Origin of the sequence: Porphyromonas sp. COT-290 OH860 (genome assembly GCF_000768935.1) — a bacterium.
GTDB lineage: Bacteria > Bacteroidota > Bacteroidia > Bacteroidales > Porphyromonadaceae > Porphyromonas.
Genome location: NZ_JRAR01000019.1, coordinates 16,514 through 41,673 on the forward strand (window position 1 = coordinate 16,514; position 25,160 = coordinate 41,673).

The 25,160-nt window shown below is 50.4% G+C and carries 20 protein-coding genes; 7 read left to right on the forward strand and 13 right to left on the reverse strand.

Annotated elements, in window-relative coordinates; all coding sequences use genetic code 11:
• The first annotated feature begins 40 nt into the window (after positions 1-40).
• Positions 41-910, forward strand: coding sequence for an NAD kinase (locus HQ41_RS02380; RefSeq protein ID WP_044187392.1), 870 nt, complete (start codon positions 41-43; stop codon positions 908-910).
• A gap of 84 nt (positions 911-994) precedes the next feature.
• Here HQ41_RS02380 and HQ41_RS02385 read toward each other — a convergent pair whose 3' ends face one another.
• From HQ41_RS02385 to HQ41_RS02410, 6 genes are all read right to left on the reverse strand, one after another.
• Positions 995-1,270, reverse strand: coding sequence for a hypothetical protein (locus HQ41_RS02385; protein WP_044187394.1), 276 nt, complete (start codon positions 1,268-1,270; stop codon positions 995-997).
• A gap of 6 nt (positions 1,271-1,276) precedes the next feature.
• Positions 1,277-2,140 (reverse strand): DUF4296 domain-containing protein, encoded by an 864-nt coding sequence (locus HQ41_RS02390; protein WP_044187397.1) that lies wholly within the window; start codon positions 2,138-2,140, stop codon positions 1,277-1,279.
• 24 nt (positions 2,141-2,164) lie between these two features.
• Entirely contained in the window at positions 2,165-2,776 is a 612-nt protein-coding gene (locus tag HQ41_RS02395) for a lipoprotein signal peptidase (RefSeq protein WP_044187400.1), read from the reverse strand.
• Positions 2,777-2,813: 37 nt separating this feature from the next.
• A complete protein-coding gene (locus tag HQ41_RS02400) occupies positions 2,814-3,197 on the reverse strand; it encodes a TraR/DksA C4-type zinc finger protein (RefSeq protein ID WP_044187402.1) in 384 nt (127 codons plus the stop codon).
• Between the two features lie 68 nt (positions 3,198-3,265).
• Positions 3,266-6,673 (reverse strand): isoleucine--tRNA ligase, encoded by a 3,408-nt coding sequence (gene ileS / locus HQ41_RS02405; protein WP_044187404.1) that lies wholly within the window; start codon positions 6,671-6,673, stop codon positions 3,266-3,268.
• Positions 6,674-6,839: 166 nt separating this feature from the next.
• Entirely contained in the window at positions 6,840-8,063 is a 1,224-nt protein-coding gene (locus HQ41_RS02410; protein WP_044187459.1) for an aminotransferase class V-fold PLP-dependent enzyme, read from the reverse strand.
• A 178-nt stretch (positions 8,064-8,241) separates the two neighbouring features.
• Between HQ41_RS02410 and HQ41_RS02415 the strand changes: the two genes are divergently transcribed.
• Together HQ41_RS02415 and ccsA are read left to right on the forward strand one after the other, a co-directional pair.
• Positions 8,242-9,480, forward strand: a complete 1,239-nt coding sequence (locus HQ41_RS02415) for a cytochrome c biogenesis protein ResB (protein WP_044187406.1) — start codon at positions 8,242-8,244, stop codon at positions 9,478-9,480.
• The gene (gene ccsA / locus HQ41_RS02420; protein WP_369794212.1) at positions 9,477-10,271 is read left to right on the forward strand and encodes a cytochrome c biogenesis protein CcsA; all 795 of its coding nucleotides are present in this window, start codon (positions 9,477-9,479) and stop codon (positions 10,269-10,271) included. The genes HQ41_RS02415 and ccsA overlap by 4 nt, the downstream gene beginning before the upstream one ends.
• Before the next feature lie 43 nt (positions 10,272-10,314).
• On the opposite strand, the gene hydF is transcribed toward ccsA, so the two are convergent.
• Together hydF and HQ41_RS02430 are read right to left on the reverse strand one after the other, a co-directional pair.
• On the reverse strand, positions 10,315-11,526 hold the full coding sequence (gene hydF, locus HQ41_RS02425) for a [FeFe] hydrogenase H-cluster maturation GTPase HydF (protein WP_044187408.1): 1,212 nt from the start codon (positions 11,524-11,526) through the stop codon (positions 10,315-10,317).
• A 460-nt stretch (positions 11,527-11,986) separates the two neighbouring features.
• Complete coding sequence (locus HQ41_RS02430) at positions 11,987-13,927, reverse strand: Omp28-related outer membrane protein (RefSeq protein ID WP_044187411.1); 1,941 nt, start codon at positions 13,925-13,927, stop codon at positions 11,987-11,989.
• A gap of 999 nt (positions 13,928-14,926) precedes the next feature.
• Here HQ41_RS02430 and HQ41_RS02435 point away from each other — a divergent pair.
• Genes HQ41_RS02435 through HQ41_RS02450 form a run of 4 tightly spaced genes read left to right on the forward strand, consistent with a single transcriptional unit; the run spans position 14,927 to position 19,845 of the window.
• Positions 14,927-16,408 (forward strand): TolC family protein, encoded by a 1,482-nt coding sequence (locus HQ41_RS02435; protein WP_044187413.1) that lies wholly within the window; start codon positions 14,927-14,929, stop codon positions 16,406-16,408.
• A 43-nt stretch (positions 16,409-16,451) separates the two neighbouring features.
• Positions 16,452-17,441 (forward strand): HlyD family secretion protein, encoded by a 990-nt coding sequence (locus HQ41_RS02440; RefSeq protein WP_044187415.1) that lies wholly within the window; start codon positions 16,452-16,454, stop codon positions 17,439-17,441.
• A gap of 2 nt (positions 17,442-17,443) precedes the next feature.
• Positions 17,444-18,622, forward strand: a complete 1,179-nt coding sequence (locus tag HQ41_RS02445; RefSeq protein ID WP_044187417.1) for an ABC transporter permease — start codon at positions 17,444-17,446, stop codon at positions 18,620-18,622.
• Complete coding sequence (locus HQ41_RS02450; RefSeq protein WP_044187419.1) at positions 18,622-19,845, forward strand: ABC transporter permease; 1,224 nt, start codon at positions 18,622-18,624, stop codon at positions 19,843-19,845. The genes HQ41_RS02445 and HQ41_RS02450 overlap by 1 nt, the downstream gene beginning before the upstream one ends.
• A 110-nt stretch (positions 19,846-19,955) precedes the next feature.
• Here the strand turns inward: HQ41_RS02450 and HQ41_RS02455 are convergent, their stop codons facing one another.
• The 5 genes from HQ41_RS02455 to HQ41_RS02475 form a co-directional block, all read right to left on the reverse strand.
• Positions 19,956-20,540 carry a peptidylprolyl isomerase gene (locus tag HQ41_RS02455; RefSeq protein ID WP_044187423.1) on the reverse strand — a complete coding sequence of 195 codons (585 nt, stop codon included), beginning with the start codon at positions 20,538-20,540 and terminating at the stop codon, positions 19,956-19,958.
• A 60-nt stretch (positions 20,541-20,600) separates the two neighbouring features.
• Complete coding sequence (locus tag HQ41_RS02460) at positions 20,601-21,149, reverse strand: hypothetical protein (protein WP_044187425.1); 549 nt, start codon at positions 21,147-21,149, stop codon at positions 20,601-20,603.
• A 35-nt stretch (positions 21,150-21,184) separates the two neighbouring features.
• Positions 21,185-21,571 carry a hypothetical protein gene (locus HQ41_RS09250; protein ID WP_052405242.1) on the reverse strand — a complete coding sequence of 129 codons (387 nt, stop codon included), beginning with the start codon at positions 21,569-21,571 and terminating at the stop codon, positions 21,185-21,187.
• Positions 21,572-21,655: 84 nt separating this feature from the next.
• The gene (locus tag HQ41_RS02470) at positions 21,656-22,228 is read right to left on the reverse strand and encodes an RNA polymerase sigma factor (RefSeq protein ID WP_044187427.1); all 573 of its coding nucleotides are present in this window, start codon (positions 22,226-22,228) and stop codon (positions 21,656-21,658) included.
• Positions 22,206-24,743, reverse strand: coding sequence for an ATP-dependent Clp protease ATP-binding subunit (locus tag HQ41_RS02475; RefSeq protein WP_044187429.1), 2,538 nt, complete (start codon positions 24,741-24,743; stop codon positions 22,206-22,208). Before HQ41_RS02475 ends, HQ41_RS02470 begins: the two co-directional genes overlap by 23 nt.
• Positions 24,744-25,160 lie beyond the last annotated feature (417 nt).

Consider the following 25,160-nt stretch of genomic DNA (forward strand, 5'->3'; position numbering starts at 1 on the left):
AAAGGTATATTTTTATCCCAAATCAAGCATATCGTATCCTATGTATAGAATAGCCGTCTTTGGTAGCACATATTCGCAGCATCATGCAGATCGTCTGCGTCTGCTCTTCGACGAACTCAGGCGGTCAGATGTGGCACTCTACTACGATGTAGCATTCCTAGAGGCACTGCAAAGCTCGTATGGCCTTACCCCTCCAGTGGCTGGGATACTCCCAGAGGGAGAGGCTATAGATGCCGACTTCGCCATTAGTCTCGGAGGAGATGGCACCCTGCTGCGTGCAGCTCGCCGTGTCGGCTCTCAGAAGATACCCATTCTCGGTATTAACCTCGGGCGGCTGGGCTTCTTGACCGATATGGACTCTGTCGATGCGGCTCCGCTCATTCATCGGCTCTTCACTGGCGAGTATCGTGTAGAGCAGAGAGGGCAGCTGCGTGTAGAGGTTGATGGGCAATACTTCGGAGAGGTGCTCAACGAGGTAGCTATCCTCAAGCGAGAAACGGGATCAATGATCAGCATTCACACCCTCATCGACGACAACTATCTCGCCAACTACGAGTGCGACGGCTTGGTCGTAGCCACCCCAACGGGGTCTACTGCATATTCGCTCAGTGTGTATGGGCCTATCATGATGCCCCAGACACAGTGTACCCTACTTGCGCCGATCGCCCCACACTCCTTGACGATGCGCCCACTTGTCGTCCCCGACGAGGTGAGGATCGACCTGAGCGTCAGCTCTCGTAACAATAGCTTCTTGATGGTACTAGACGGACAAACAAAAATACTGAGCTGCGGCGTCCCTATCCGCATCACTCGCTCCGAACACACAATCTCTATTGTACATCTAGGCCAAAGCTCCTTCGCCGAAACTCTACGCCGCAAACTCCTTTGGGGAGCTCCAGTGCGTGAGTAGTCTAGCTCCCCAAGCAGGCACAATAAAATCGGCAGTCTGAGCGAACTCAAACTGCCGAGATATAATCAAAATCCCAAAGCCTCTCTAGAGCAACTTCATCTGCCAGAGGCGATGCTCCGATAGCACCTGCCGAAGCTCTTGTAGCGACACTTGCTCTATGGGGGCACTAGCAATAGGCTCATCAGTCCGATAGAGCAGGATCGTGCCACTATGAAAAATGGTATGTGACACCTCTCCAGTAAATAAACTTAGGTTAGGCTGATTGTCTGCGTCCCACTCTATGAGCGGATAGGCAGCTCTCTGGGAGCCTACTTGTAGCCAATGGGCAGCGTAGCGAGGGCGTTTAGTCGATGTAAACATAGACCTCTACAAATCTACGACTTCATCATACGAAGCCAGTTCCTCCGTCCCAACTGGCAAGGCTTTCGGCTCCTCGGAGGCGCTCTGCCCACCGTACTTAAACAGGCGGAAACGATCAATCATCAGCATATTACCTAAACCTATCTTTGGCGTTGTGCCCTGTAGACTCCCCCAAATACGCACTGCACTTTTGCCGTTAGGCACCTGAAGAGCAATGGTATAGCGACCCGATGAACCAATAGCAAGCGACTGAGTGAGTGCGGTCGTATCTGCAAAGAAACAGCCAACCGTCAGCCTAAGACTATCCTGCTCGAGGTTAGGCATCCCAGCCAATCGAGCCTCCACACGCACTAGGGTTGTGGAGTCATAGCCGATAGATGGAGTAAGAGCGAAGTAGCGATTGATAAGCTCGCCCGAGCTATAGAAAGTAACACTGTCGGTAAGCAAATTGACTGAGTCAAGCAATCCATTGGCCATGCTAGATCTATACTCAGCTAACTGGTCTAGGCTGTCTTGCACACCTTGCAGGCGACGCTGCATTCGGCTCAAGCTATCGGCCGAGAGGCGATAGAAGTCCTTGTAGAGCGTCAGACGATTCTTGGCATACCAAGCCATAGTGCTATCCCAATCCGCTAGAGTTAGTCCACGACTTTGGAAGAAAGAACGATAGACTTCCTGTCTAATACTATCAGGCTGACCTTGCTCCGAGAGAGTCGCTGTGAGCAAACTAAACTCGGGGAGTATATCCAGTACCTCATCTACACTGAGTTTGCGCCAGCCCGACCTACCACAGCTAGCAAGCACACCTACGAGTAAACCTAATACAAGCAAAGGGCGTGAGCAACGGAGCAAAGCAAATATGGAAGTCATTGGGTTGAGTATCGAGGATAAATCCTATTGTTCGCTCGCCTTGGGGGACTTCTTGCCAATGCCATCAAGCATCTGGCTGAAGGTGCGAGGATAGAAAAGGAGCAAGGCAATTACCCCCACGCTGATGCAAGCATCTGCGAAATTGAAGATTGGGCTAAAGAAAATAAATTCCTCGCCTGCATGGAACGGGAACCAGTCAGGGTAAGTCGTCCGAATAATTGGGAAATAGAACATATCCACGACCTTACCATGTAGCAGTGTGCCGTAGCCCTCGCCCCAAGGAACGAGGCGAGCGACCTCTCCACGACTAGAAGTGAATATCTCCCCATAGAAGACCGAGTCTATGATATTGCCAAAGCCACCAGCGACGATCATCGCTAGACAAGCTACGAAACCAAAGCTATACACACGACCACGAACCAACTTGATCAAATAATAGGCAGCAGCACTCATCGCTACAAGGCGAAATACCGTCAGGAGTAGTTTACTCCCTAGAGTAATGCCATAGGCCATTCCCTCGTTCTCGATGAAATAGATCTTGAACCAAGAGGTGATCTCGTGCATCTGCGTCTCGATCATCGTGGTCTTGACCCAGATCTTGATGACCTGATCGACCAGCAACAAAAAAAGCACCATCAGGAGTAGAACAACCCCCTGATGGTGCGTAAAAAAATTACTTCTTCTGTTCACCTAGTTTTGCTTCTATACTTAGCGTGGTGTGAGGTACAGCTCGCAGACGCTCCTTAGGAATGAGCTTGCCTGTCTGGCGGCAGATACCATACGTCTTGTTCTCGATGCGGACCAAAGCACCTTGAAGTCCTTGTATGAACTTCAGCAACCTCTCAGCCATACGCCCACTCTCTCCTCGTGAGAGATTGGCAGCACTCTCTTGTAGTGACTTAAACGTAGGAGATGTATCGGCCACATCATTGCCCGAAGAGACTGCGCCACGGCGTAGCTCCTCATAGTCCTTAGTAGCTTGCTCGAGCTTACTGAGGATCAGCTCCTTAAATTCTTGGAGCTCTTCGTCGGTATACGCTAGCTTCTCTGTACTCATACTCTCGCTAATTGTTTTTGATAGGTTTATATTAGTGTTACATAATTCACATAATAGGCCTCCCGATTCTAGGCTTTAGCAATGCTGACACGAAGAATAAAACCGTCCATATCCAAATCAATCGCCTCCTGTAGGCTATTGACTTCGGTTAGGCTCACCGCCTGCACTTCGCCAGCAATGTAGTCGGCATGCTGTGCTAGCGTGAGGCTCATCTCGGGGTGCTTCTCCACAACCAAGCTAATCTTATCACTGACCTCATAGCCACTCTGCTTGCGCAGATTCTGCACTCGGTTGATCAGCTCACGACTCAAGCCTTCTAGACGAAGCTCGTCCGTTACAGTGATGTCTAGAGCAACCGTCAGAGCTCCCTCATTAGCCACAAGCCAGCCGGGGATATCCTCGCTATAGATCTCTACATCCTCTCGCTCTAGGCGCACATCCTGACCCTCTACAGTCATATCCAAATGACCATTGCGCTCAATCTTCGCAATCTCTTCCTGCGAGAGCTCTGCCACGGTAGCGGCTATCGCTTTCATGATCTTGCCATAGCGTGGGCCAAGGCGTTTAAAGTCGGGTTTGATTCTCTTGACGAGAGCTCCCTCTCCATCGCCTACGAACTTAAGCTCCTTGACGTTCACTTCGCTCAAGATGAGCAAACGAACGGGCTCAATCACGGCACACTGAGCTTCGTCTAGCACTGGGATGATCAGTGTCTGTAGTGGCTGACGCACCTTGATATTAACCTTACGGCGCAGAGCTAGCACCATAGAGCTGATGGACTGAGCCGTAGACATACTTGCCTCAAGCGGAGCATTGATATAGGCTTCTTTCACTGAGGGGAAGTCAATCAAGTGTACAGACTGCTCTCCTCTAGTTAAGTCACGGTACAGACGGTCTGCATAGAAAGGTGCAATAGGTGCCATCAATTTAGCCACCGTCAGCAAGCAGGTGTAGAGGGTCTGGTAAGCCGAGAGCTTGTCCTCGGTCATCTGACCTGCCCAGAAGCGACGGCGACACAGGCGCACATACCAGTTGCTGAGCTGCTCGCCGACAAATTCACTAATCGCTCTAGCTGCTCTTGTAGGTTCATAAGCCTCGAGCTGTGTATCTACCTCCTTGATGAGGCTATGCAGGCTAGATAGAATCCAGCGGTCGATCTCTGGACGAGATGCGAACTCTAGTTCCTCAGCCTCGGCATCAAAGCCGTCGATGTTGGCATACAGGGCGAAGAACTGATAGGTATTGTATAGCGTGGCGAAGAACTTACGACGCACCTCTTCTACCCCGTCTAGGTCAAACTTCAGATTATCCCAAGGCGAAGAGTTGGAGATCATATACCAGCGTAGCGCATCTGAGCCATATTTCTCGATTGTTTCGAAGGGATCGACAGCATTGCCTAGGCGCTTGCTCATTTTATTGCCATTCTTATCTAAGACCAGACCGTTAGAGATAACAGCCTTGTAGCTGATGGCGTCCGAAATCATCGTAGAGATAGCATGGAGAGTAAAGAACCAACCACGAGTTTGGTCCACTCCCTCGGCAATAAAGTTAGCAGGGAAGGCTCGCCCACTATCGATTAGCTCCTTATTCTCGAATGGGTAGTGCATCTGAGCATAAGGCATAGCACCAGAGTCGAACCACACATCAATCAAATCCGCCTCACGTTTCATTGGTTTGCCCGAGGCAGACACAAGCGTAATCTCATCGACAAATGGACGATGCAGATCAATCTTCTCGTAGTTCTCCGCTGTGTAAACACCTACTTCGAAGCCTGCAAAAGGATTCGATGCCATAACGCCAGCTGCTACAGCCTTCTCAATCTCGAGGTAAAGCTCCTCGACAGAACCAATACATAGCTCCTCGTGTCCGTCCTCTGTACGCCAGATCGGCAGAGGTGTACCCCAGTAGCGGCTACGTGATAGATTCCAGTCTTGCAAATTCTCGAGCCACTTGCCGAAGCGCCCTGTACCTGTACTCTCGGGCTTCCAATTGATCGTCTTATTCAGCTCAATCATGCGATCACGACAAGCCGTAGTGCGAATAAACCAACTGTCAAGTGGGTAATATAGGACTGGCTTATCTGTACGCCAGCAGTGTGGATAGCTGTGCGTATGCTTCTCGATCTTGAAAGCTAGACCTTTGCTCTTAAGTAGTAGGCTAATGGCCACATCTACACTCTCGTCCTTGTCTGTCTTGGCTGCGTCATAGGCATTCTTGACGTAGACTCCCGAGAAGTCTGCGTACTCCGTTATGTTCACTCGCTCAGCGACGAACCGCTCATCTAGATCTTCTATACGATACAGACGGCCGCTCAGATCTACCAGAGGACGCTCATTGCCGTCCTTATCAAGAACGAGAAGGCCCGGCACACCATGCTGTTTGGCCACTCGATTGTCATCTGCACCAAAAGTTGGGGCAATGTGCACGATACCTGTACCATCCTCGGTGGTCACGAAGTCACCAGTAATCACACGAAACGCTCCAGTCTCAGGTTTTACCCAAGGCAGTAGCTGCTCGTACTGCATCTCTGCGAGATCTACACCCTTGTATTCCCCCACAATCTGGTAGGGAAGTTGCTTCTGTCCTTGCACATAGCTAGCTACGGCCTCTGCGCCTTCTAGATCAGCAGAGAATAGTTTATGTAGCAGAGCTCGAGCCATCACCACCGTGATAGGAGTACCGCTATAAGGGTTGAAGCTACGTACAGCTACATACTCAATATCTGGCCCTACACACAAAGCGGTATTTGAGGGAAGTGTCCATGGCGTCGTCGTCCAAGCGAGGAAGTAGGCCTCACCATGCCCCTGCATCTCTGGCTTAGGTGCACATATACGGAACTGAGCGATGCAGGTCGTATCCTTAACATCACGGTAGCAACCGGGCTGATTAAGCTCGTGTGTACTAAGCCCCGTACCTGCTGCAGGCGAATAGGGTTGTATGGTGTAGCCCTTGTAGAGCAAGCCTTTTTTGTAAATATCTTTGAGCAGGTACCAGAGTGTCTCTATATAGCGGTTATCATAAGTAATATACGGATGCTCCATATCTACCCAGTAACCCATGCGCTTAGTTAAATCCTCCCATTCTCGAGTAAACTTCATCACATCTCGACGGCAGGCAGCATTGTACTCTGCTACGCTGATATTCTTACCTATATCTTCCTTAGTAATACCGAGTGATTTCTCCACCCCTAGCTCTACTGGCAGGCCATGAGTATCCCAGCCAGCTTTACGCTCAACAAGGAAACCCTTCATCGTTTTGTAGCGGCAGAAAATATCCTTAATACTACGAGCCATCACATGATGGATACCGGGCATACCATTGGCAGAGGGAGGACCTTCGTAGAAAACAAAAGAAGGCGCACCCTGACGCACGTTGAGGCTCTCTAGAAACAGGCTCTCAGACTCCCACTGCTCTAGCATCTGCTTATTGACTTGCGAGAGGTTTAGCTGATCGTATTCAGGAAATTTCCTACTCATTATTTGATAACTTTCTTATTGATATCCTTTATATAAAATCGCCACAAAGATAAAATTTTTCCGCCGATATACCCTTTGGTATCGGCTTACTTGTAGCGCTATGGCTGTAGTTGGAGGACTTAAAGACCGAGGCTCTACATCAACAGCAAGCAATCCTACACATCAACTAGAGCAGCATCTTGGCTGCACGATGCAGAGAGCTGATGAAGGTGTCCACCTCCTCTTGAGTATTGTACATCGCAAACGAAGCTCGTGCAATGGCAGTATGTCCAAAGCGATCTAGCAGAGGCTCCGCACAATGATGCCCAGTACGGATAGCAACTCCCATTCGGTCTAGTATTGTCCCTAGATCGAATGGGTGAATGCGACCAATACCAAAAGATATAGTCGCCTCCTTGTGCTTAGCACGCCCTAGAATATAGACCTCAGGAAACTCCTCCGTGAGTCGTCTGGTCGCATACTGCAGTAGTTCATCTTCGTAGCTAGCAATCTGCTCGACTCCAACTGAGTCTACAAAATCTAGGGCAGCAGCGAGAGCCGTGGAGCCAACATAGTCTGGTGTACCAGCCTCATACTTAAAAGGCAACTCATTGTAAGTCGTTTGCTCAAATGTCACCTTGGCGATCATCTCGCCTCCTCCCATATATGGAGGCATGGCATCTAATAGCTCCGAACGGCCATAAAGCACGCCTACCCCTGTAGGGCCATAGACCTTGTGTGCACTAAAGACGTAGAAATCCGCTCCCAAGGCCTGCACATCGACCTTGGTATGTGCTATAGCTTGAGCGCCATCAATCAGTACGGGGATACCATGCTCGTGTGCCAGATCTATGACCTGCTTAATCGGGTTGATAGTCCCAAGGACATTACTCACATGGGTGAGTGAAACAATTTTCGTCTTCTCTCCGAGCAAGCTGATATAGTGCTCAAGATCTAGCTCCCCTAGCTCATTGATCTTAATGACACGTAGCCTTGCACCCGTCCTCTGGCAAAGCATCTGCCAAGGAACGATATTGGCATGGTGCTCCATAGTAGAGATGACAATCTCATCTCCCTCTCTCACAAAAGCAGCCCCGAAGCTAGTGGCGACAAGATTGATCGCCTCCGTCGTACCACGTGTAAAAATAACCTCACGCTCGCTAGAGGCATTGATAAAGCGAGCCACACGCCGACGAGCCTCTTCATGCCGCTCGGTAGCAAGCTGACTGAGATAGTGGACGCCACGGTGTACGTTGGCGTTAGCGGTACGATAGGCTCTGTCAATAGCCTCTAGCACACAAAGAGGCTTCTGAGTAGTCGCACCATTGTCTAGGTAGACAAGGGGCCGACCATGTACTTGCGTATGTAGTATAGGGAACTCATCCCTTATTTTATCTATATCATATATCATCTTCATGAGTCATAATTGGTCTTGAAAAGAACTCAAAGATAAGCAAAAAGCAGTACATAGAGCCTTGCCCAATTCGAACCAAAACGTTACCTTTAGAGCAGATTACACTAGACTTACCCTAGAAGCTAGGGCGAGAGGTGGGCACATTCTGATTAACTGTTACTAACTATTCTCTACTATGTGGCAGCAACCATGGGGGTATCGAGAAGGGCTAATCATCGGATTGGGGCTCTTCGTCACGGGCATTCTCCTCCAGCTAAGCATCGGCGGTATCGACTGGTCGCTGATAAGCTTCCCCGTCAATGTTATTCTTGGTATAGGCCTAGTCCTAGTCGTCGTGGCGATGCATCTCTTGCGGGGGCGTATCCATCTCTTCCGTTGGCTCAGTAGCTACCAAGCTGCCGTAGCCTCTCTTCTATGGGTCGGGGGTATCACCATAGTCATGGGGCTTACCAAACAGATGCCTTCTGGGCACTCGGCAGTAGATCCCCTAGGATTCTCTCAGATGATTGCCTCGTGGCCTTTCACGCTCCTATACCTGTGGCTAGTTCTCGCCCTATGTCTGGCCACGGTACGTGTAGGTTGGCCCAGACAATGGCGGCAAGTACCTTTTTTTCTCAATCATGCTGGCCTTATCATCGCTCTAGTGGCTGGCGTGCTAGGCAATGCCGATATGCAGCGACTCAAAATGACGTGTAAGATAGGGCAAGCCGAATGGAGGGCAACAGACGAGAGCGGCCAACTTGTGGAGCTACCCCTAGCCATTGAGCTAGAACATTTCCAGATCGACGAATATCCCCCTAAGCTCATGGTCATAAGCAACGACTCGGGCAAGACGCTTCCAGAGGGCAATCCCCAGCATTTATCCCTAGAGGACAGCTTAGCATCTGGGAAACTACTGGAATGGGAGATACAGGTCACAGCCTCTATCCCGATGGCTGGCTCTATGGTCACGGAGGATACGATACGCTTCGTAGACTTCCACTCTATGGGCGACACATACGCAGCCCACATCGAGGCTACTAATAAACAGACTGGAGAGCGAAAAGCGGGATGGGTCAGTGCAGGTAGTTTCGTTTTCCCCTACAAGCCTCTACGCTTAGACTCGCTTACCAGCCTAGTAATGCCAGAGCGTGAGCCACGCAGATACGCCTCACTTGTCAAAGTCTACACCCAAGAGCAAACAATCACAGAGGGGACTATCGAAGTCAATCGCCCGATCAAGATTTCTGGGTGGAAAATCTATCAGCTTAGCTACGACGAGACCAAAGGACGGTGGAGCGATGTGAGTGTCTTCGAGCTAGTACGTGACCCATGGTTGCCAATCGTGTATGTGGGTATCGGTATGCTGATGCTCGGGGCGATAGGCTTATTCATCAACGCACAAAGAAAAAAAGATAAGGAGGAGGCACTATGATTACTTGGGACTACCTACCATACTTTGGCCTAGGAGCAACTATACTATGGGCTCTAGGCGCATACGGAGCGGCCAAAGAGCGAAGGGCTCTATGGGTGTATGGCTTTACGCTGGCGGGGCTATTGGTCTTTTTGTCTTTCGTCATAGGCATGTGGATATCGCTGGATCGCCCCCCGATGCGTACTATGGGAGAAACACGTCTGTGGTACTCTCTATTCCTCCCTGTGGCAGGTCTAATCACATACGGACGATGGCGGTATAAGTGGATCTTGAGCTTCGGCACCGTACTGTCGTTTGTCTTCATCTGCATCAACATATTCAAGCCAGAGATACACAACAAGACCTTGATGCCAGCCCTGCAGAGCCCGTGGTTTGCCCCGCACGTCATCAGCTATATGTTTGCCTACGCCATGCTTGGAGCAGCCTTCCTGATGGCCATTTACTTGCTCTTCTTCCGCCGAGGTCTGACGCAAGAGCGAGAGATCGACCTAACGGACAATCTCGTCTACGTCGGGCTCTCATTCCTTGGTCTAGGTATGCTCATGGGTGCCGTATGGGCTAAGGAGGCATGGGGGCACTATTGGTCTTGGGACCCAAAGGAAACATGGGCTGCGGTGACGTGGTTCTTTTACCTAATCTACATACACTATCGTTTGGCTAGTCCTCGTGACTACAACAAGGCGCTCGTCCTGCTGCTCATCTCCTTCGTCATGCTCCAGATATGCTGGTGGGGCATCAACTTCTTACCCTCAGCTCAGGGGTCTAGCATTCATACCTATAATATGGAGTAGGTAGTACGAGAGCAGCTATGGCAACCTCAAGGACAGGGTATCGTCAATAGCTGATCTTATCCAAAATACCCGTGAGGTACGCCAAGCAAATACCATAGTTGGTAATAGGCACCTGCTGATTGGAGGCTCGGGCGATGCGTCGTAGAACGTGTGCTCGATTGAACATGCATGCCCCACAGTGGATAATGAGATCATACTGCCCCAAGTCCTCGGGGTAGTCCATACCTGACACGACATCTATCGTCATAGACTGCCCATAGCGCTTGCGCAGGAGGGCTGGGATCTTGGCTCGACCAATATCCTCGCTCGCTGGAGCATGGGTACAAGCCTCTGCAATCAGCACCCGAGATTGGTCTGTAAGCCTCTCAATAGCACGAGCTCCCTCGACAAATAAATCTATATCCCCCTTATAAGCGGCAAAAAGGACGGAGAAGGACGTGAGCAAGCTCCCCTCTGGCTTGAGGGGATAGACCGAGGGAAATGCCTGCGAGTCGGTGATGATGAGTCGGGGAGGCACAGCCAAGCTTGCCAACGAATGTGCAAGCGTGTCGGGCGTACAGCTGACGATCGTACAACCCTTGTCAAGGAGTTCACGTGTGGTCTGGACCTGTGGCAAGATTAGCCGCCCCTTAGGTGCTGACTGATCTTGTGGCATTACCAGCACGACCACATCTCCTCGTTCGGCAAGCCCTCGAGTGATGGTCTGGCTCCCAAAATCCTCTGGGAGCATACGAGGCAGAGCATCTTTGAGCTGGGAAATGCCCTCTCTCGTATGTGCGCTCAAGGCTAGGGCTTGCATATCGGATAGGCCTAGACGAGTACTAAGCTCAGCGAGGAGCACCTCGGGCTGCTCGACTCGGTCAGTCTGGCTAAGGACAACTAGCGTAGCGATCTTACGTCCCTTGAGCTCTTGTAGCCAAGCTCTCTCTAGGCCTAGATCTTCCCCTCGGGCGACCAAAGGAGCTGCAACGAGCAAGAGGGCGATATGAGCCTGCTCCATAGACCTGAGCGATCGACTCACACGCTGCTCCCCTAGTCCACTACCGTCATCATAGCCTGCTGTATCTATAATCACACAAGCCCCCAAATGCGGGAGCTCAATAGCCTTGACCACGGGATCTGTCGTCGTGCCGGGCGTATCCGACACGAGGGCAATATCTTGCCCCGTCCAGCTATTGATCAGAGTACTCTTACCACTATTACATCTACCATAGAGGACGATATGTAGCCTCTCTGCTCTTGGTGTCTGCTGCATCTTACTATTGTTTTGTACCACTTTAAGCGAAGCAAAAATACTCAATTCACCCCATCTATATAGGTGTAGTCGGTAGAGGTTATGCCACACCAATCCCCTGCCCCTTGCTCATCTCTGCTCAGGTCAATAGGGCGCGACCTCTAATATCCCAACGGCTCAAGTTGCTTGTACCACAAGCTCTGCACGGAGTTCGGCTTCGGCTCAAGGTGACACCTACTCGGGTATGCTGTGCTCGATCCTACTACGCTCTGTATACGACTACTCGCCTCGGCATAGCTAGAGCAAACACCGCTCTACTCTCAACGGACACAATCTTTGTATTCTGAGCATTCTGATGCACAGAAAAGGGGCTGTGAACAAAATTTAATTTGCCACAGCCCCTATATTCATTGCGCTACTCTCCTCGCCTTCCTTACATCTCAATGATTGTAGAGGTGGCCCCAGAGAGCTTATGCAAGCTCTAGTCTACGATTACCTTCTGAGTAAATGTACCATAGGTATTGGTTACCTTAACTACATACACGCCCTTGGCTAGTTTGCGGTCCGCAGACTTACCTACAAGGCGACCAGCTAGGTCATAGATAGCGAGCTCCGATACATCGGCATCAACCACGAGATATCCGTCGTGAGCGTAGATACGAGGAGCCTGTGCACCTAGTAGCTGCTCGGCCGAGCCTGAGTTGTTGAAGGCCATAGTCTTGGACGAATATACCTGTCGCTGATTGATCAGAGGAGATGCCATATTCTTGTGAACGAAGAATACGATCTTCATCTTCTCGGTCTTCCACTCGGAGTCGATTTCCACTGCATCGGTTGTGATCTTGAACGAACCATCGGCATTAGGAGTAATCATTTTACCTAGGGCAGGTGTCATGAATACTCTAGCCGCACCGTCGTGAATATATCCAGCTGGTGCACCAGCTTGAGATTTAGCAGTAATACCGTCCTCTGTGATCACAGCTGTCAGATATAGGTTGTCTAGGTCTACATAACCTGTAACGCCCTCTACCTCGAGAGCGACCTTACCGTCTTTCTCTACCTTGGCATAACGGCTAAACTGTACGGGTTCTGGAGAAGCAAGTGCGGCATTAGCTCTCTCTTCCATAGTTTCTAGAGAAGCTAGCTCGGCACCATTGTCCTTAGTTGGGTCAAGGCTTGGGAAACGATTGAACATGAACGCAGGAGCGTACGTACGATTCTGCTTATTGAAAGCGTATGGCAAGAGCTCTATAGACTCATTGACAGTCAAGAAGTCGGTATGATAGCCAGAGTGATGAGCAATGAAGCTGACATCTATACCGAAACCTTGTAGCTGCTGTGTCATCTCCGCAAGAGGCTGATCCACTCTAGGACAGTTGGGGCACTTCTCTGTGGTAAAACGCTCGATAAGCATTGTTGTTCTCTTGGCTTCACCATTAGGTGTAACAACACGATAAGGCAATAGAGGCTGATTGCTGAACCAAGAAGGCTTGCCATTAGCTTTGACGAGCTTAGCAGATGCCAAAGCTATACCACGAGCTACCGTATTGATTTTTAGCTCCACCTCTGCGGTAGAAGCCTTAGCAATGTTTAGCCCTCCTATTTTTTGCTCTACTTCTGGAGATTTGGCACTTCTCTTGGTAGTGAAAGTAAGACTTGTAAGTGGCTTAAACCCTACGTTGCGTACGGTAGCTTTAATCTTGGCTTCTGTATTAGGAGCTAAATCCCCAGATGAAATAAGAGAAAGCTTGGTCACATAAGCAACATTGTCTAGCGCCGATACCTTGTCATCAATCTCAAGGAAAATCATGGCATTACCAAAATTCAGACCAGCTGCATCTAGATCAAGCAAGGCATCTCTACCAACAAGAGGTGTAGCCATATCAAAGAGGCCATTACTGAAAATGATCACATTAGCTCCGGGAGCGGTCTGATCTACTTTATTGTCAAAGGCAAGAGGTCTTGGATCGGCAGCTGCATTGACTTGGTAGCCGATGTAGTACTCTTCATTGTTAGCCATTGTGAATGGCGTACTCAAAGCAACATCATTCCAGCCTTTCTTGACTGCAAGTTTCTCGACATACTTGAGCTGGTTCGTACTAGCAGATAGGACGAAAATAGTACCATCAACTTCTTGACCGCTATTAAAACGAATCTTCTTGAGTTGATTTCCTCCCATCGCTGAGATTTTAATCGCCTCAGCGATAACCATAGGCCGACCAGTACCTACGTATGCAATATCGGCAACATCTGCGTCTGCATAACCGAAATAACGCTCCCCAGCCGCTTGTGTAACAACGGGGATCTTGACATTTTGAGCCTTGAGCTCAAACCCATCAGAGCTATTAACGCTCTGCTTCTGCGCAAAAGCTGCACTAGATGCAAGGAACAGCGCCAGAAAGCTAGTAAAGATTCTCTTCATAATAGCCAAAGAATTAATATTAGTAACTAAAACAGGACAAATATATAAATTAAAACCAACAAACTGCAAATCAAAAACATTAAAAATACACTACAAAAGCGCATCATATACACAAAATCAAAATCCAATCCCTCCTTCCGACCCTACTCCAATAGTGTTAAGGTCTGTAAACGTATCACCTAAGAATTGAATGCAAAGAGCGGAAGAGTATATTAGCCAAACCTGACAAGCAAACAAGATTGATGGGAAGATTTTTGGAGATTGATGGGTTAATCTCCAAGGGTGTGCCCACCAATCCTAGAAGATCGATGGGAAGAAAAATGCAAAATTGAGCCATCAATGCAGGTACTCACCCCAAGAACCAACCACATAACACTGAAAATCAAAACATTAAAAAGAACCTCCACATCAAGCGATCTAGGCCAAACGAGGGCTAAGTGCGCAAACCACCTAGAGGGCAATACGGAGCCTCCTAGGGGGCAAATGCGACGCCTACCCTTATTTGCTCTGTCAATTTGGAACTACTCCATCAACATTCTGAAAACTGGTCTAAAATATAAATCTAGCCATACACAAATACCGCATAGTTTTACCTCCAAAGACATACCATATCAGGGTAAATTTTATCTAAACTTGTATAGGCTCGGAGGGATATTATAGCACTTAGATTATAGGGATAGGGGCTTGTAGGCTGCAAGTATTTACTCGTTTAGGCACAGCGCTCAAGAGAGCTATTGGCTCCCAAACGCCCACCTTGGTCCCTTGCACCCTCAACCCACACAAGGCGATCTAGGGGACATAGCACTAATGTCCCTCCCCCAAGATAAGCTACTAGGGGAAGAAGAGAGATGCACATAAATACAAAAAAGTTTTTTATTCCGTAAAAACCACCTAAATTTGCACACGTGTGCAGGCAGTCTTTCTGATTAGCCTGTTTTTCCTTTGTATTAAGGGCCTAAGAGTCCGTGGAATAGAAAAAACGAAATAAATACAGAACGTATGAAAAGAAGTATCATCGCCCTAGGGATTGGGCTATGTACAGCTTCGATAGGCCACGCCCAGCAAGAGCTAACAGCCGATAGTTGCCGAAAACTAGCCCTCGAGCATAACAAAGAGCTGAGCATCGCCAAGGAGAAAATCGAAGCAGCCCGCAATGAGCGCAAAGCAGCCCTGACCAACTACCTCCCTAGCCTCACGGCTACTGGCTCGTACATGCACAACCAAAAGGAGACGGTACTGCTCAGCCACGAACAGAAGCACAACCTATCAACCCTAGGGACTACCCTAGCTGGCAGGCTGGGGCAAATGGCACACGACCCACGCCTCAAGGGTATCTTGATGAAGCACCCGGAGCTAATGCCCCTACTCGGCCCTGCACAGCAGCTCATCGCAGGGGCATTAGCCCCAGAGCTCAATCAGCTCGGAGCTTCGATCGTCGAGGACTCTCGCACCGATACACGCAACATATATGCAGGAGTGCTTACCCTGACTCAACCTATATATATGGGAGGCAAGATACGTGCATACAACAAAATAACACGCTACGCCGAGGCGCTTGCTCACGAGCAGCAAAAGGCAGATATGGCAGAGGTGATCCTCAGTACCGATCAGGCCTACTGGCAGGTTATCTCTCTGTCCAACAAGAAGAAGTTGGCAGAGGACTACTACAAACTGCTACAAAAACTAGAGCAAGACGTAACGCATCTAGTAGCCGAGGGAGTGGCAACCAAGGCAGATTTACTCTCCGTCAAGGTCAAGGTCAATGAAGCCGAAATGAATCTGGCCAAGGTAGAGGACGGTCTTAGCCTATCACGTATGCTACTCTGCCAGCTGTGTGGCATCAGCCTAGACAGCCAGATACGCCTAGCAGACGAAAATATGGAGGATATTCGCCTCTCCAGCTTCGACACCGAGATCAACGTGCAGACAGCTCTAGCCAATAGATCGGAGCTCAAGAGCCTAAGTCTGGCAACACAGATCTACAAGCAAAAGGTTAATATCGCCCGATCGGAGCATCTCCCATCGCTAGCACTAGTAGGCAACTATATCGTAAGTAACCCCTCGGTTTTCAATGGTTTCCAGAATAAGTTTGACGGTATGTGGAACTTAGGTGTCATGCTCAAAGTGCCACTCTGGCACTGGGGACAAGGCTACTACAAGGTAAGAGCCGCCAAGGCAGAGGCACGCATCGCAGACCTACGCCTCTCGGGCGCTCGAGATAAGATCGAGCTACAGGTAGCTCAATCGGCATCGAAGGTCAAAGAAGCCAACAAGCGCCTAGTTCTAGCCCTAAAGAATATGGAGCGAGCAGAGGAGAACCTACGCTATGCCAATCTTGGCTTCCAAGAGGGTATGATCACCACGAGCAACGTACTCGAGGCTCAGACCGCTTGGCTATCGGCTCACTCAAGCAAGATAGACGCACAAATCGAGGTCAAACTCACGGACGTATATCTACAGAAGGTATTGGGAGTACTATAAACAGAACAGCAACATTGACGAAATAATAGACATAAACATAGTTATGACATCACAGACACAGAGCCGCAACACACTGCTGGCATTCCTATCACTACTAGCTACCATAGCACTTGTAGCACTTGTTGGCTTCTTGATGCTCGGCAAGGAGAGCGACAGTATCCAAGGACAAGCCGAGGTCAATGAGTACAGAGTATCGAGCAAGGTACCGGGGCGTATCCTTGAGTTTCGAGTAGAGGAGGGGCAGCAGGTGCAGGCCGGAGATACACTGGCCATACTTGAGGCCCCAGAGGTACAAGCCAAGATGGAACAAGCCCGAGCTGCTCAGACAGCGGCCGAGGCACAGAATGCCAAAGCCTTGAAGGGCGCACGTAGCGAACAGATACAAGCAGCCTATGAGATGTGGCAGAAAGCCAAGGCCGGCGCCGACATTATGGAGAAGAGCTACCAACGCATCAGCAAACTACACGCCGAGGGAGTCGTAGCGGCACAGAAGCTTGACGAGATCACCGCCCAACGTGATGCAGCACTTGCTACCGAGCGTGCCGCCGAGGCGCAGTACAAGATGGCCTACAATGGAGCCGAGCGAGAGGACAAGCTCGCTGCCTCGGCACTAGTTAGCCGTGCCAAGGGGGCCGTGGCAGAGGTAGAGTCGTACATCAGAGAAACCTATCTCATCGCACAAGCCTCGGGTGAGGTGTCGGAGATCTTCCCCAAAGTCGGCGAGCTCGTCGGTACAGGTGCGCCGATCATGAATATAGCTCAGCTAGAGAAACAGTGGGTAACTTTCAACGTGCGCGAAGATCTGCTCCGAGACCTCAAGATGGGTGCCGAGTTCGATGCCCATATCCCAGCACTGGGGCTGCAAGAAGTGAAACTACGTGTACACTACATCAAGGATCTAGGCAGCTATGCTACTTGGAAGGCAACCAAGACAACGGGTCAGTTTGACCTCAAGACCTTCGAGGTGCGGGCTACTCCTATGCATCAGATCAAGGATCTTCGGCCCGGAATGTCTGTCATCATCAATCGCTAGCAATGTCCACGACCAAGACTCGGAGCTCACTATGGCAGGTTATGCAGCGTGAATGGAGGATTCTCACCTCACGGCCGCTGTATCTATTCTGTATGGTGATCGCTCCGCTATTCTGCTATGTCTTCTTCACCACACTGATGGACGAAGGGCTACCTCAGAATTTGCCAGCAGGCATCGTAGACCTAGACGACACTGCTCTCTCTAGACGTGTGGCACGCAACCTAGATGCGATGCCACAGACCGAAGTCATCGCACACTACGCCAATGTAAGCGAGGCTCGCAGAGCTGTACAGCGAGGGGAGATATACGGCTTTTTCCTCCTGCCAGAGGGACTATCCGCAGAGGCACAGACGCAGAAGCAACCAACGGTATCTTTCTACACCAACTACTCATACCTCATCGCAGGCTCACTGCTCTTCCGAGATATGAAGATGCTTGGAGAATTGACCTCCGGTGCTGCAAGTCGGTCAGTACTCTATGCCAAGGGGGCTAGCGAGGACGAAGCTATGGCATATCTACGCCCGATCGTTATAGATACGCACGCATTAGGCAATCCGTGGCTCAACTACTCGATCTATCTATCCAACATCTTGCTACCAGCAGTGCTATGCCTCTTGATCATGATGGTGACTGTGGCAGGTATTGGTATGGAGATCAAGGGAGGGACGGCTAAGGCTTGGCTCGAGGCGAGCAATGGCTCCATCGCGACAGCCCTCACGGGTAAGCTCCTCCCGCAGACGGCTGTCTTTATGCTCATGGGGATACTCTACAATGTTTACCTATACGGTTATCTAGGCTTTCCCTGCCAGAGTGGCATTGTCCCCATGCTTCTAGCTACCCTATGCCTCATTTTAGCCTCACAAGCCTTGGGTATCGTCATGATTGCGATCTTCCCTACCCTACGCCTTGGCCTCAGTCTGGCTTCGCTATGGGGGGTGATCTCAATATCCATATCTGGTTTTTCGTTTCCTGTGATGGCTATGCCGGGCGCTATTCAGGCCCTCAGCATACTTTTTCCTCTTCGCCATTACTTCCTCATCTATGTAGACGAGGCATTGCATGGCTATGGCTTCGCCTATTCGTGGCCTCACTACGTCGCACTCTTGCTATTCCTTCTGTTGCCACTGCTTATACTTGGGCGACTCAAAACAGCATTACTCCACTATAGATATACGCCATAATGAAAGATAATAGGAACCTATGGCAAAGAGCCGTACAAGGATTGCGAGATCTGCTCCTCGTATTCGTCGCAGAAACCAAGATGACCTACAAGGACATGGGGGTAATGATATTTTTCGTGGTCGTACCTCTGCTCTATCCGTTACTATATAGCTACATCTACAACAACGAAGTAGTTCGGGAAGTGCCAGCCGTCGTGGTCGATGAGTCCCTAAGTGCCACTAGCCGTGACTATCTGCGACGAGTAGATGCTACGCCAGATGTAGAGATCGTGGCTCAATGTGCCGATATGCAAGAGGCACAGCGGAGTCTTCGCAGAGGCGATGCATACGGCATCATCTACGTTCCTCGAGATTTCGATGCACAGCTTGCCTTGGGGCGTCAAGCTACAATCAGCCTCTACTGCGACATGAGCGGCTTGCTGTACTACAAGAGCATCGTATTGGCCAATACCGCCGTATCACTTGAGATGAATAGTGAAATCAAAATAGAGCGAAGCAGCAACACCACCGCCCGTCAGGACGAACTGACCGCTTACCCTATTGCCTACGAAGAAGTACCCATTTTCAACCCCTCGGGTGGTTTTGCCTCATTCCTCCTGCCAGCGGTGCTGATACTGATTATCCAGCAAACTCTGCTGCTCGGTGTAGGCCTCTCGGCAGGGACGGCCAAAGAGCGGAGCAAGCACCACGATCTAGTGCCCATAGACGACCACTACTCTGGGACGCTGAGAGTAGTACTCGGCAAATCTCTGTGCTACTTCCTCGTCTATATGCTTGTTTCATTCTATGTATTGGGGGTAGTACCTCGGATATTTAGCCTGGTACAGATCGGACAAGCAAGCGACCTCTTGCTTTTCGCCTTGCCTTATCTCTTGGCTTGCATCTTCTTTGCTATGGCAGCTTCTGCCCTAGTACGCAACCGAGAAACCTGTATGCTGCTGTTTGTATTCACCTCCGTTCCGCTACTTTTCATCTCTGGTATTTCTTGGCCGGGGGCAGCTATTGCTCCATTCTGGAAGTATGTTTCCTATCTATTCCCATCAACCATGGGGATCAACGGCTTCGTCAAGATGAACAACATGGGCGCAACGCTCTCGGAGGTGGCATTCGAGTTTAAGGCTCTATGGATACAAGCCGGTGTGTACTTCATAGCAACCTGCTGGGTGTACTACATCAACATCTCCCGTAGCCGTAGCAGAGCACTTGAGATGCAGGCAGAGTAATCCACTCGCCCCTACCAACCGTACTGAATATATAAATAAGAGCTACGCCAGAGGTCTTATCTCAACCTCTGGCGTAGCTCTTATTGTATCGTATGAGTTAGGAGATTGCTTTAGCAGCTACAACCGCCACCGCAGCATCCACCACCACTTGTTTCCTCGTCCTTGCTTCCGCAGCCACAGCCACCACCGCAGCCGCCACCAGTTTGTCCACCGAAGAACTTCTCGATCTCCTCGCTAGTCGCTTCGTGTTCCTCTACGATCTTACCGATGAAGTGTAGCGTCTCGCCAGCTAGAGGATGGTTGAAGTCCATAACGACCGTTTCGTCCTTGATCTCCACGACAGTCCCCATCACGGTCTGACCTTCCGGAGTGTAGAGAGGGAGGGTATTGCCCTCTACAACACGTACAGAGTCGAATTCTCCGTCTTCATTGGTAAAGATTTCCTTAGGCAGATCCATGATGTTCTCTTCGCTATGATCGCCATAAGCCTGCTCGCTCGTTAGGACGAAGTCGAAGCTATCGCCTGCGTTAAGGCCGAATAGATTCTTCTCAAACTCTGGGAGCATCATGCCCATACCGTGGATATACTCGAGTGGACGCTCTAGAGTTGCCTCCTCCATGAGCTCACGCTCGTTATCGTCGCCTACGTATAGCTCGTAGGTGCAAGCTACGAACTTGTTTGCTGAAATACTCATTAGGTTAGTTTTCTATTTATAAATAATTATTTGTTGTCGCTCAAAGATAACAAAAAAGGCCTAGTGTTGGTTTTGATGCCTGCGCTCTAGCTCCCTATCAGCGGCTCGTCTTTGCCTCGCTTTCTGGATCTGAACGTCCCGATGGCCTCGTAGTGCCTTCTCTTGAGCACGGCTAGCCTTGTGATGTTTGAAGTAGTTGCGTGTAAATCGCTTATTGAGCCGCTCGAGTCGAACGAGTTTCTCAATAGGGAGGACGGCAGCACACTTCTTGTAGTACACACGTTCTAGCTCTGCCTCACGTACACGATTATCTAGGCTACGCTCAAAGTGCAGGCGCATTTCGTCATCGGTGAGCGTCGTATCTCGGCGATGAATACGGAGCCTTACCTCACGCTCCTCCTGCCATAGCTTGAAGCGCAACTCATCTAGCTCATTGAGTACCTCCATCAGTCCATCGGCCTGCTTGTCATCGAGCGAAAGCTGCTCGACGAGGTAGGCTCTCTTAGCCTTCGCTATCTCCTCTCGGCTGGGTCTTTTGTCGTCCTGAGCCGAGGCGCTGCCTATACACAAGAAGAGGCAGACGGATATGATCCACAGTGTCTGTTTCATTACTTTTCGTTTTTGGTGGTTGATTTTCCGTTAGTCTAGTCGCCCTCAAGGGTGGGTTCGAACTCAAGTTCTCCGAGCGACTCGCTGTAGTCTTGTAGATAGAGCCAATAATCGTCCTCTGTCTGTACTCCTGCGTCTGCCACTTGCTGGGCGACTTGCTCTACTCGAGCCTCGGGGGTAAATGAATTGACTGCCTTGAAGCCGTAGTACAGCCCTACGAAGCTCGCCGCTAGATAGATGATTGGCTTGGCTTTGACCCACCAGCCGACGGGCTGTGCAGGCCTCACCTCTTGCTCTGGCAGAGCAGCCATAATCTGCTGCGCCAGACCATCTAGATATCCGTCTGGGGTAGTGTAGTGCTTTTGAGAGGCTTTGGCCTCGGGCAGATCGTACTGCCTATGACTTTGTTCTTTTATATCCATTACTCTTGTGCTCAATGCTGCTATTGGGTTTGTAGTAGGATAGACAACCTAGACGAAGCAAGGTTTAACCAACTAACTACAAAGCTAAAGATCCTCCCTCGATAGCATCTCAGCTATCTTGCGACTGGCGTGATGATACGAGGCCTTGAGTGCGCCTTGGCTCGTACCCGTAATCCTAGCGATCTCCTCGTAAGGCATCTCATCGTAGTAGCGTAAGCGAAAGACCAGTTGCTGCTTCTCTGGCAAGCTCACCAAAGCCCTCTGGAAGGCTTGCTCATACTCGTCGCCATCGAAGTAAGGATCGGCCTGTAGGCGAGCCATAAGGAAGCGAGCCCGCTCCTCATCGCTTAGATCGACGAAGCACTCACCCTCTCGGTTCTGCTTCTTGAGGAAGTTAAGCGCCTCATAGTGCGCAATGCGGTAGAGCCATGTAGACACTTTGGCATCTCCACGGAACCCGTCTATCGCCTCCCAAGCCTTGAAAAAAGTGTTCTGCACCAAATCATTGGCATCCTCATGACTATAAACCATACGCCTGAGTTGCCAGTAGATCTGCTGGCTATACATCTGTACTATCATAGAGAATGCTTGCCGCCTAGTATCTAGATCAGCAAGCATCTCCTGTAGTTGCTCTTCACTCACCAGAGGTTGTTTCATCGCAAGGAGCAGATTTACTTGACTTACTTATACTATGGACGATACCTCCCGCCTCATCTACGCTCAACTCTAGTACATCGCCATAAGTAGCTCCGCCATCTAAGATGAGGTCGGTCAGCTTGTCCTCTACCTCCTGCTGTATGATGCGGCGCAGTGGCCTAGCTCCATACTCGGGTTGATAACCAAGTCTACCGAGCGCATCGAGGGCTGCTTCGTCAGCTCTCACATCATAGCCCGCATGAATGAGGCGCTTGCGCACCTTGTCGAGCTCAAGCTGGACGATCTGACGAATGGCAGCCTTGTCAAGTGCCGAGAACTCAATAATATCGTCCAAGCGATTGAGAAACTCTGGGCTGAAGGTCTTGCTAAGCGCCTTGCGCATAATATCGCCAGAGCGGTTGGTCGAGGCGTGTTCGTCTTGATACCCTATAGCACGGCCGAAAGCTCTAGCCTCACGAGAGCCGGCGTTGGAGGTAATAAGGACTACCGTATTGCGGAAGTCTATCTTACGCCCCTCGTTGTCGGTAAGGACACCCTCGTCCATCACTTGTAGCAATAGATTGAAAACATCTGGGTGAGCCTTCTCAATCTCATCAAAAAGCACCACCGAGTAGGGGCGACGGCGTACTTGCTCGGTGAGCTGACCACCCTCGTCATAGCCGACATAGCCGGGAGGCGCCCCCACCAAACGGCTAGCGGCGAACTTCTCCATATACTCGCTCATATCCACACGTATCATCGCTTCGCTCGAACCGAATAGCTCCTCGCTAAGCTTTTTGGCCAGATAGGTCTTACCCACTCCAGTAGGGCCAAGGAGCAGGAAGCTACCAATAGGGCGATGCTCATCTCTTAGCCCCAGACGGCTACGTCTGATAGCCTTACTAAGTTTGGCAATGGCTACATCTTGCCCCACGACACTGGCCTTGAGCTTCTGCTCTAGTGTCCTCAGACGCTCTAGCTCGCCACCACTCACACGCTCTGCTGGGATACCTGTCATCGTAGACACGACGCTGGCGATATGCTCGCCCGTCACATCGGTCTGCATCTGGGAGAGCTCTCGTCGCCACTGATCTCGTGCAGCCTCGATAGCCACCTCCAGCTCACGCTCTCGATTGCGGTAGCTAGCGGCGAGCTCAAACTTCTGCTCTCGTATAGCCTCTAGCTTGCTCTCTATGGCTTGCTTCTTGGACTGCTCCAGCTGCTCTAGTTCACTATTGGGAGGCAGTATCGTCTGGCTTAGCTTTGCCCCTGCCTCGTCCATCAGGTCGATTGCCTTGTCGGGGAAGGCCCTATCTGTCAGATAGCGCTGCGCCAAGTCTACCATTACCTCCAGCGCCTCATCGGTATAGTGCACTCCGTGGTGCTCCTCGTACCGAGGACGTAGCTGTTTGAGTATCTCGAGTGTCTCGGTAGCAGTATTGGGCTCCACGATCAGCTTCTGGAATCGTCGCTCCATAGCCCCATCTTTCTCTATATGCTTGCGGTACTCTCCTAGGGTAGTGGCGCCGATGCACTGGATCTCGCCACGAGAGAGGGCGGGCTTGAGCATATTGGCAGCGTCCATAGTACCGCCACCACCACCAGCCCCCATCATCGTATGGATCTCGTCAATAAACAAGATGATCTCGGGGTGAGCCTCCAGCTCCTTCATCATTGCTTTGAGGCGCTCTTCAAACTGACCACGATACTTGGTGCCAGCGAGCATGGCGGCCAAATCCAGCTCTAGGATACGGCGGCCGAGGAGCTTAGTTGGTACAGCTCTAGCGATGATGCGCTGGGCCAGTCCCTCCACAAGGCTCGTCTTACCCACACCGGGCTCACCAATCAGAGCGGGATTGCTCTTCTTGCGCCGAGAGAGGATCTGCACCATACGCTCGATCTCGGCTGTACGACCAACTACGGGGTCTAGCTTGCCTGCCTCTGCGAGAGCCGTCAGATCTCGACTAAAGGAGTTGAGCGTAGGGGTATCTCCGCCTCGCCTCTTGCCCTTGCTCGGCGCCTCGGGTGCCGAGGTCGCAGACGACACCTCCCTACCCTCGCCCTCTTGATCGTCTTCGTCCTCGTCGAAGTCGTCTTGATCGAAGCGCATAATAGGGGCTAGTAGACTCTGTATATCGATAGACTTGGACATAAACACCTCATTGAGATAGCTGTGCTTGTCCGTCCTAAGGACTGCCAACAACAAGTGCAAGGGACTGACAGCCTGCTCACTAAGCTCTTGACTTAGGCGAGTAGATAGAGCAATCGCTCGGCGTGAGAGCTGGCTCAGAGAGGGCTCCTGCTCCCAATGCCCATTGGCCTCATCGTCAGCCTCGAGCCTATGGCTGATCTTGCCGAGCAAATCCTCCAAATCCAGCCCACTATCTCTGAGTAGACTGGCGCCTCGATTTTGCCCCTGCTTGAGGATCCCCCAAACAAGCAAGTCGGGATTAATCTCCTCTCGCCCGAGCCGTCGAGCCTCTGCGTATGTGAGCTCTAGAGCTAGACGGAGGGTGTTTGTATAGTTGTATGTCATCTTTTACGTCGAAACTTATCTATTTATTGTCACGCATGATCTGCGTATAACTCTTATCAAAAACCATACCAAACAGTCGAGGGTTTGCCTCTACAACGCTTTAGAGTACCGAAACATTGCCTTATCTTATCCGATATACTCCCTCTTTGCTACATGGTAGAGGTCCACGCAACCGAGTGAACATCATGATGGTTTGCCCCTGCAATTTACACATTATGATGACGAGTTGGGCGATACCGCCAAATTTATATTTTCGTTCACTTTTCAGAATGTTTATGGGGAAACACTGGAGGTAGCTGCCCAAAAGTAGAGACCTCGTATTTGCCTCCTAGCAGGCTCTAGGCTGCGTCCAACCTCTTTTTGGGGATCTCCTACTAGTGGCATGAAAATCTTCACCTAAAACAAGCCAAAGACAAA

Excerpts from the sequence above, each read along its gene's own strand:
- HQ41_RS02380 (WP_044187392.1), top strand. The coding sequence starts at position 41 with ATGTATAGAATAGCCGTCTTTGGTAGCACATATTCGCAGCATCATGCA.
- HQ41_RS02385 (WP_044187394.1), bottom strand. The coding sequence starts at position 1,270 with ATGTTTACATCGACTAAACGCCCTCGCTACGCTGCCCATTGGCTACAA.
- HQ41_RS02390 (WP_044187397.1), bottom strand. The coding sequence starts at position 2,140 with ATGACTTCCATATTTGCTTTGCTCCGTTGCTCACGCCCTTTGCTTGTA.
- HQ41_RS02395 (WP_044187400.1), bottom strand. The coding sequence starts at position 2,776 with ATGGTGCTTTTTTTGTTGCTGGTCGATCAGGTCATCAAGATCTGGGTC.
- HQ41_RS02400 (WP_044187402.1), bottom strand. The coding sequence starts at position 3,197 with ATGAGTACAGAGAAGCTAGCGTATACCGACGAAGAGCTCCAAGAATTT.
- ileS (WP_044187404.1), bottom strand. The coding sequence starts at position 6,673 with ATGAGTAGGAAATTTCCTGAATACGATCAGCTAAACCTCTCGCAAGTC.
- HQ41_RS02410 (WP_044187459.1), bottom strand. The coding sequence starts at position 8,063 with ATGATATATGATATAGATAAAATAAGGGATGAGTTCCCTATACTACAT.
- HQ41_RS02415 (WP_044187406.1), top strand. The coding sequence starts at position 8,242 with ATGTGGCAGCAACCATGGGGGTATCGAGAAGGGCTAATCATCGGATTG.
- ccsA (WP_369794212.1), top strand. The coding sequence starts at position 9,477 with ATGATTACTTGGGACTACCTACCATACTTTGGCCTAGGAGCAACTATA.
- hydF (WP_044187408.1), bottom strand. The coding sequence starts at position 11,526 with ATGCAGCAGACACCAAGAGCAGAGAGGCTACATATCGTCCTCTATGGT.
- HQ41_RS02430 (WP_044187411.1), bottom strand. The coding sequence starts at position 13,927 with ATGAAGAGAATCTTTACTAGCTTTCTGGCGCTGTTCCTTGCATCTAGT.
- HQ41_RS02435 (WP_044187413.1), top strand. The coding sequence starts at position 14,927 with ATGAAAAGAAGTATCATCGCCCTAGGGATTGGGCTATGTACAGCTTCG.
- HQ41_RS02440 (WP_044187415.1), top strand. The coding sequence starts at position 16,452 with ATGACATCACAGACACAGAGCCGCAACACACTGCTGGCATTCCTATCA.
- HQ41_RS02445 (WP_044187417.1), top strand. The coding sequence starts at position 17,444 with ATGTCCACGACCAAGACTCGGAGCTCACTATGGCAGGTTATGCAGCGT.
- HQ41_RS02450 (WP_044187419.1), top strand. The coding sequence starts at position 18,622 with ATGAAAGATAATAGGAACCTATGGCAAAGAGCCGTACAAGGATTGCGA.
- HQ41_RS02455 (WP_044187423.1), bottom strand. The coding sequence starts at position 20,540 with ATGAGTATTTCAGCAAACAAGTTCGTAGCTTGCACCTACGAGCTATAC.
- HQ41_RS02460 (WP_044187425.1), bottom strand. The coding sequence starts at position 21,149 with ATGAAACAGACACTGTGGATCATATCCGTCTGCCTCTTCTTGTGTATA.
- HQ41_RS09250 (WP_052405242.1), bottom strand. The coding sequence starts at position 21,571 with ATGGATATAAAAGAACAAAGTCATAGGCAGTACGATCTGCCCGAGGCC.
- HQ41_RS02470 (WP_044187427.1), bottom strand. The coding sequence starts at position 22,228 with ATGAAACAACCTCTGGTGAGTGAAGAGCAACTACAGGAGATGCTTGCT.
- HQ41_RS02475 (WP_044187429.1), bottom strand. The coding sequence starts at position 24,743 with ATGACATACAACTATACAAACACCCTCCGTCTAGCTCTAGAGCTCACA.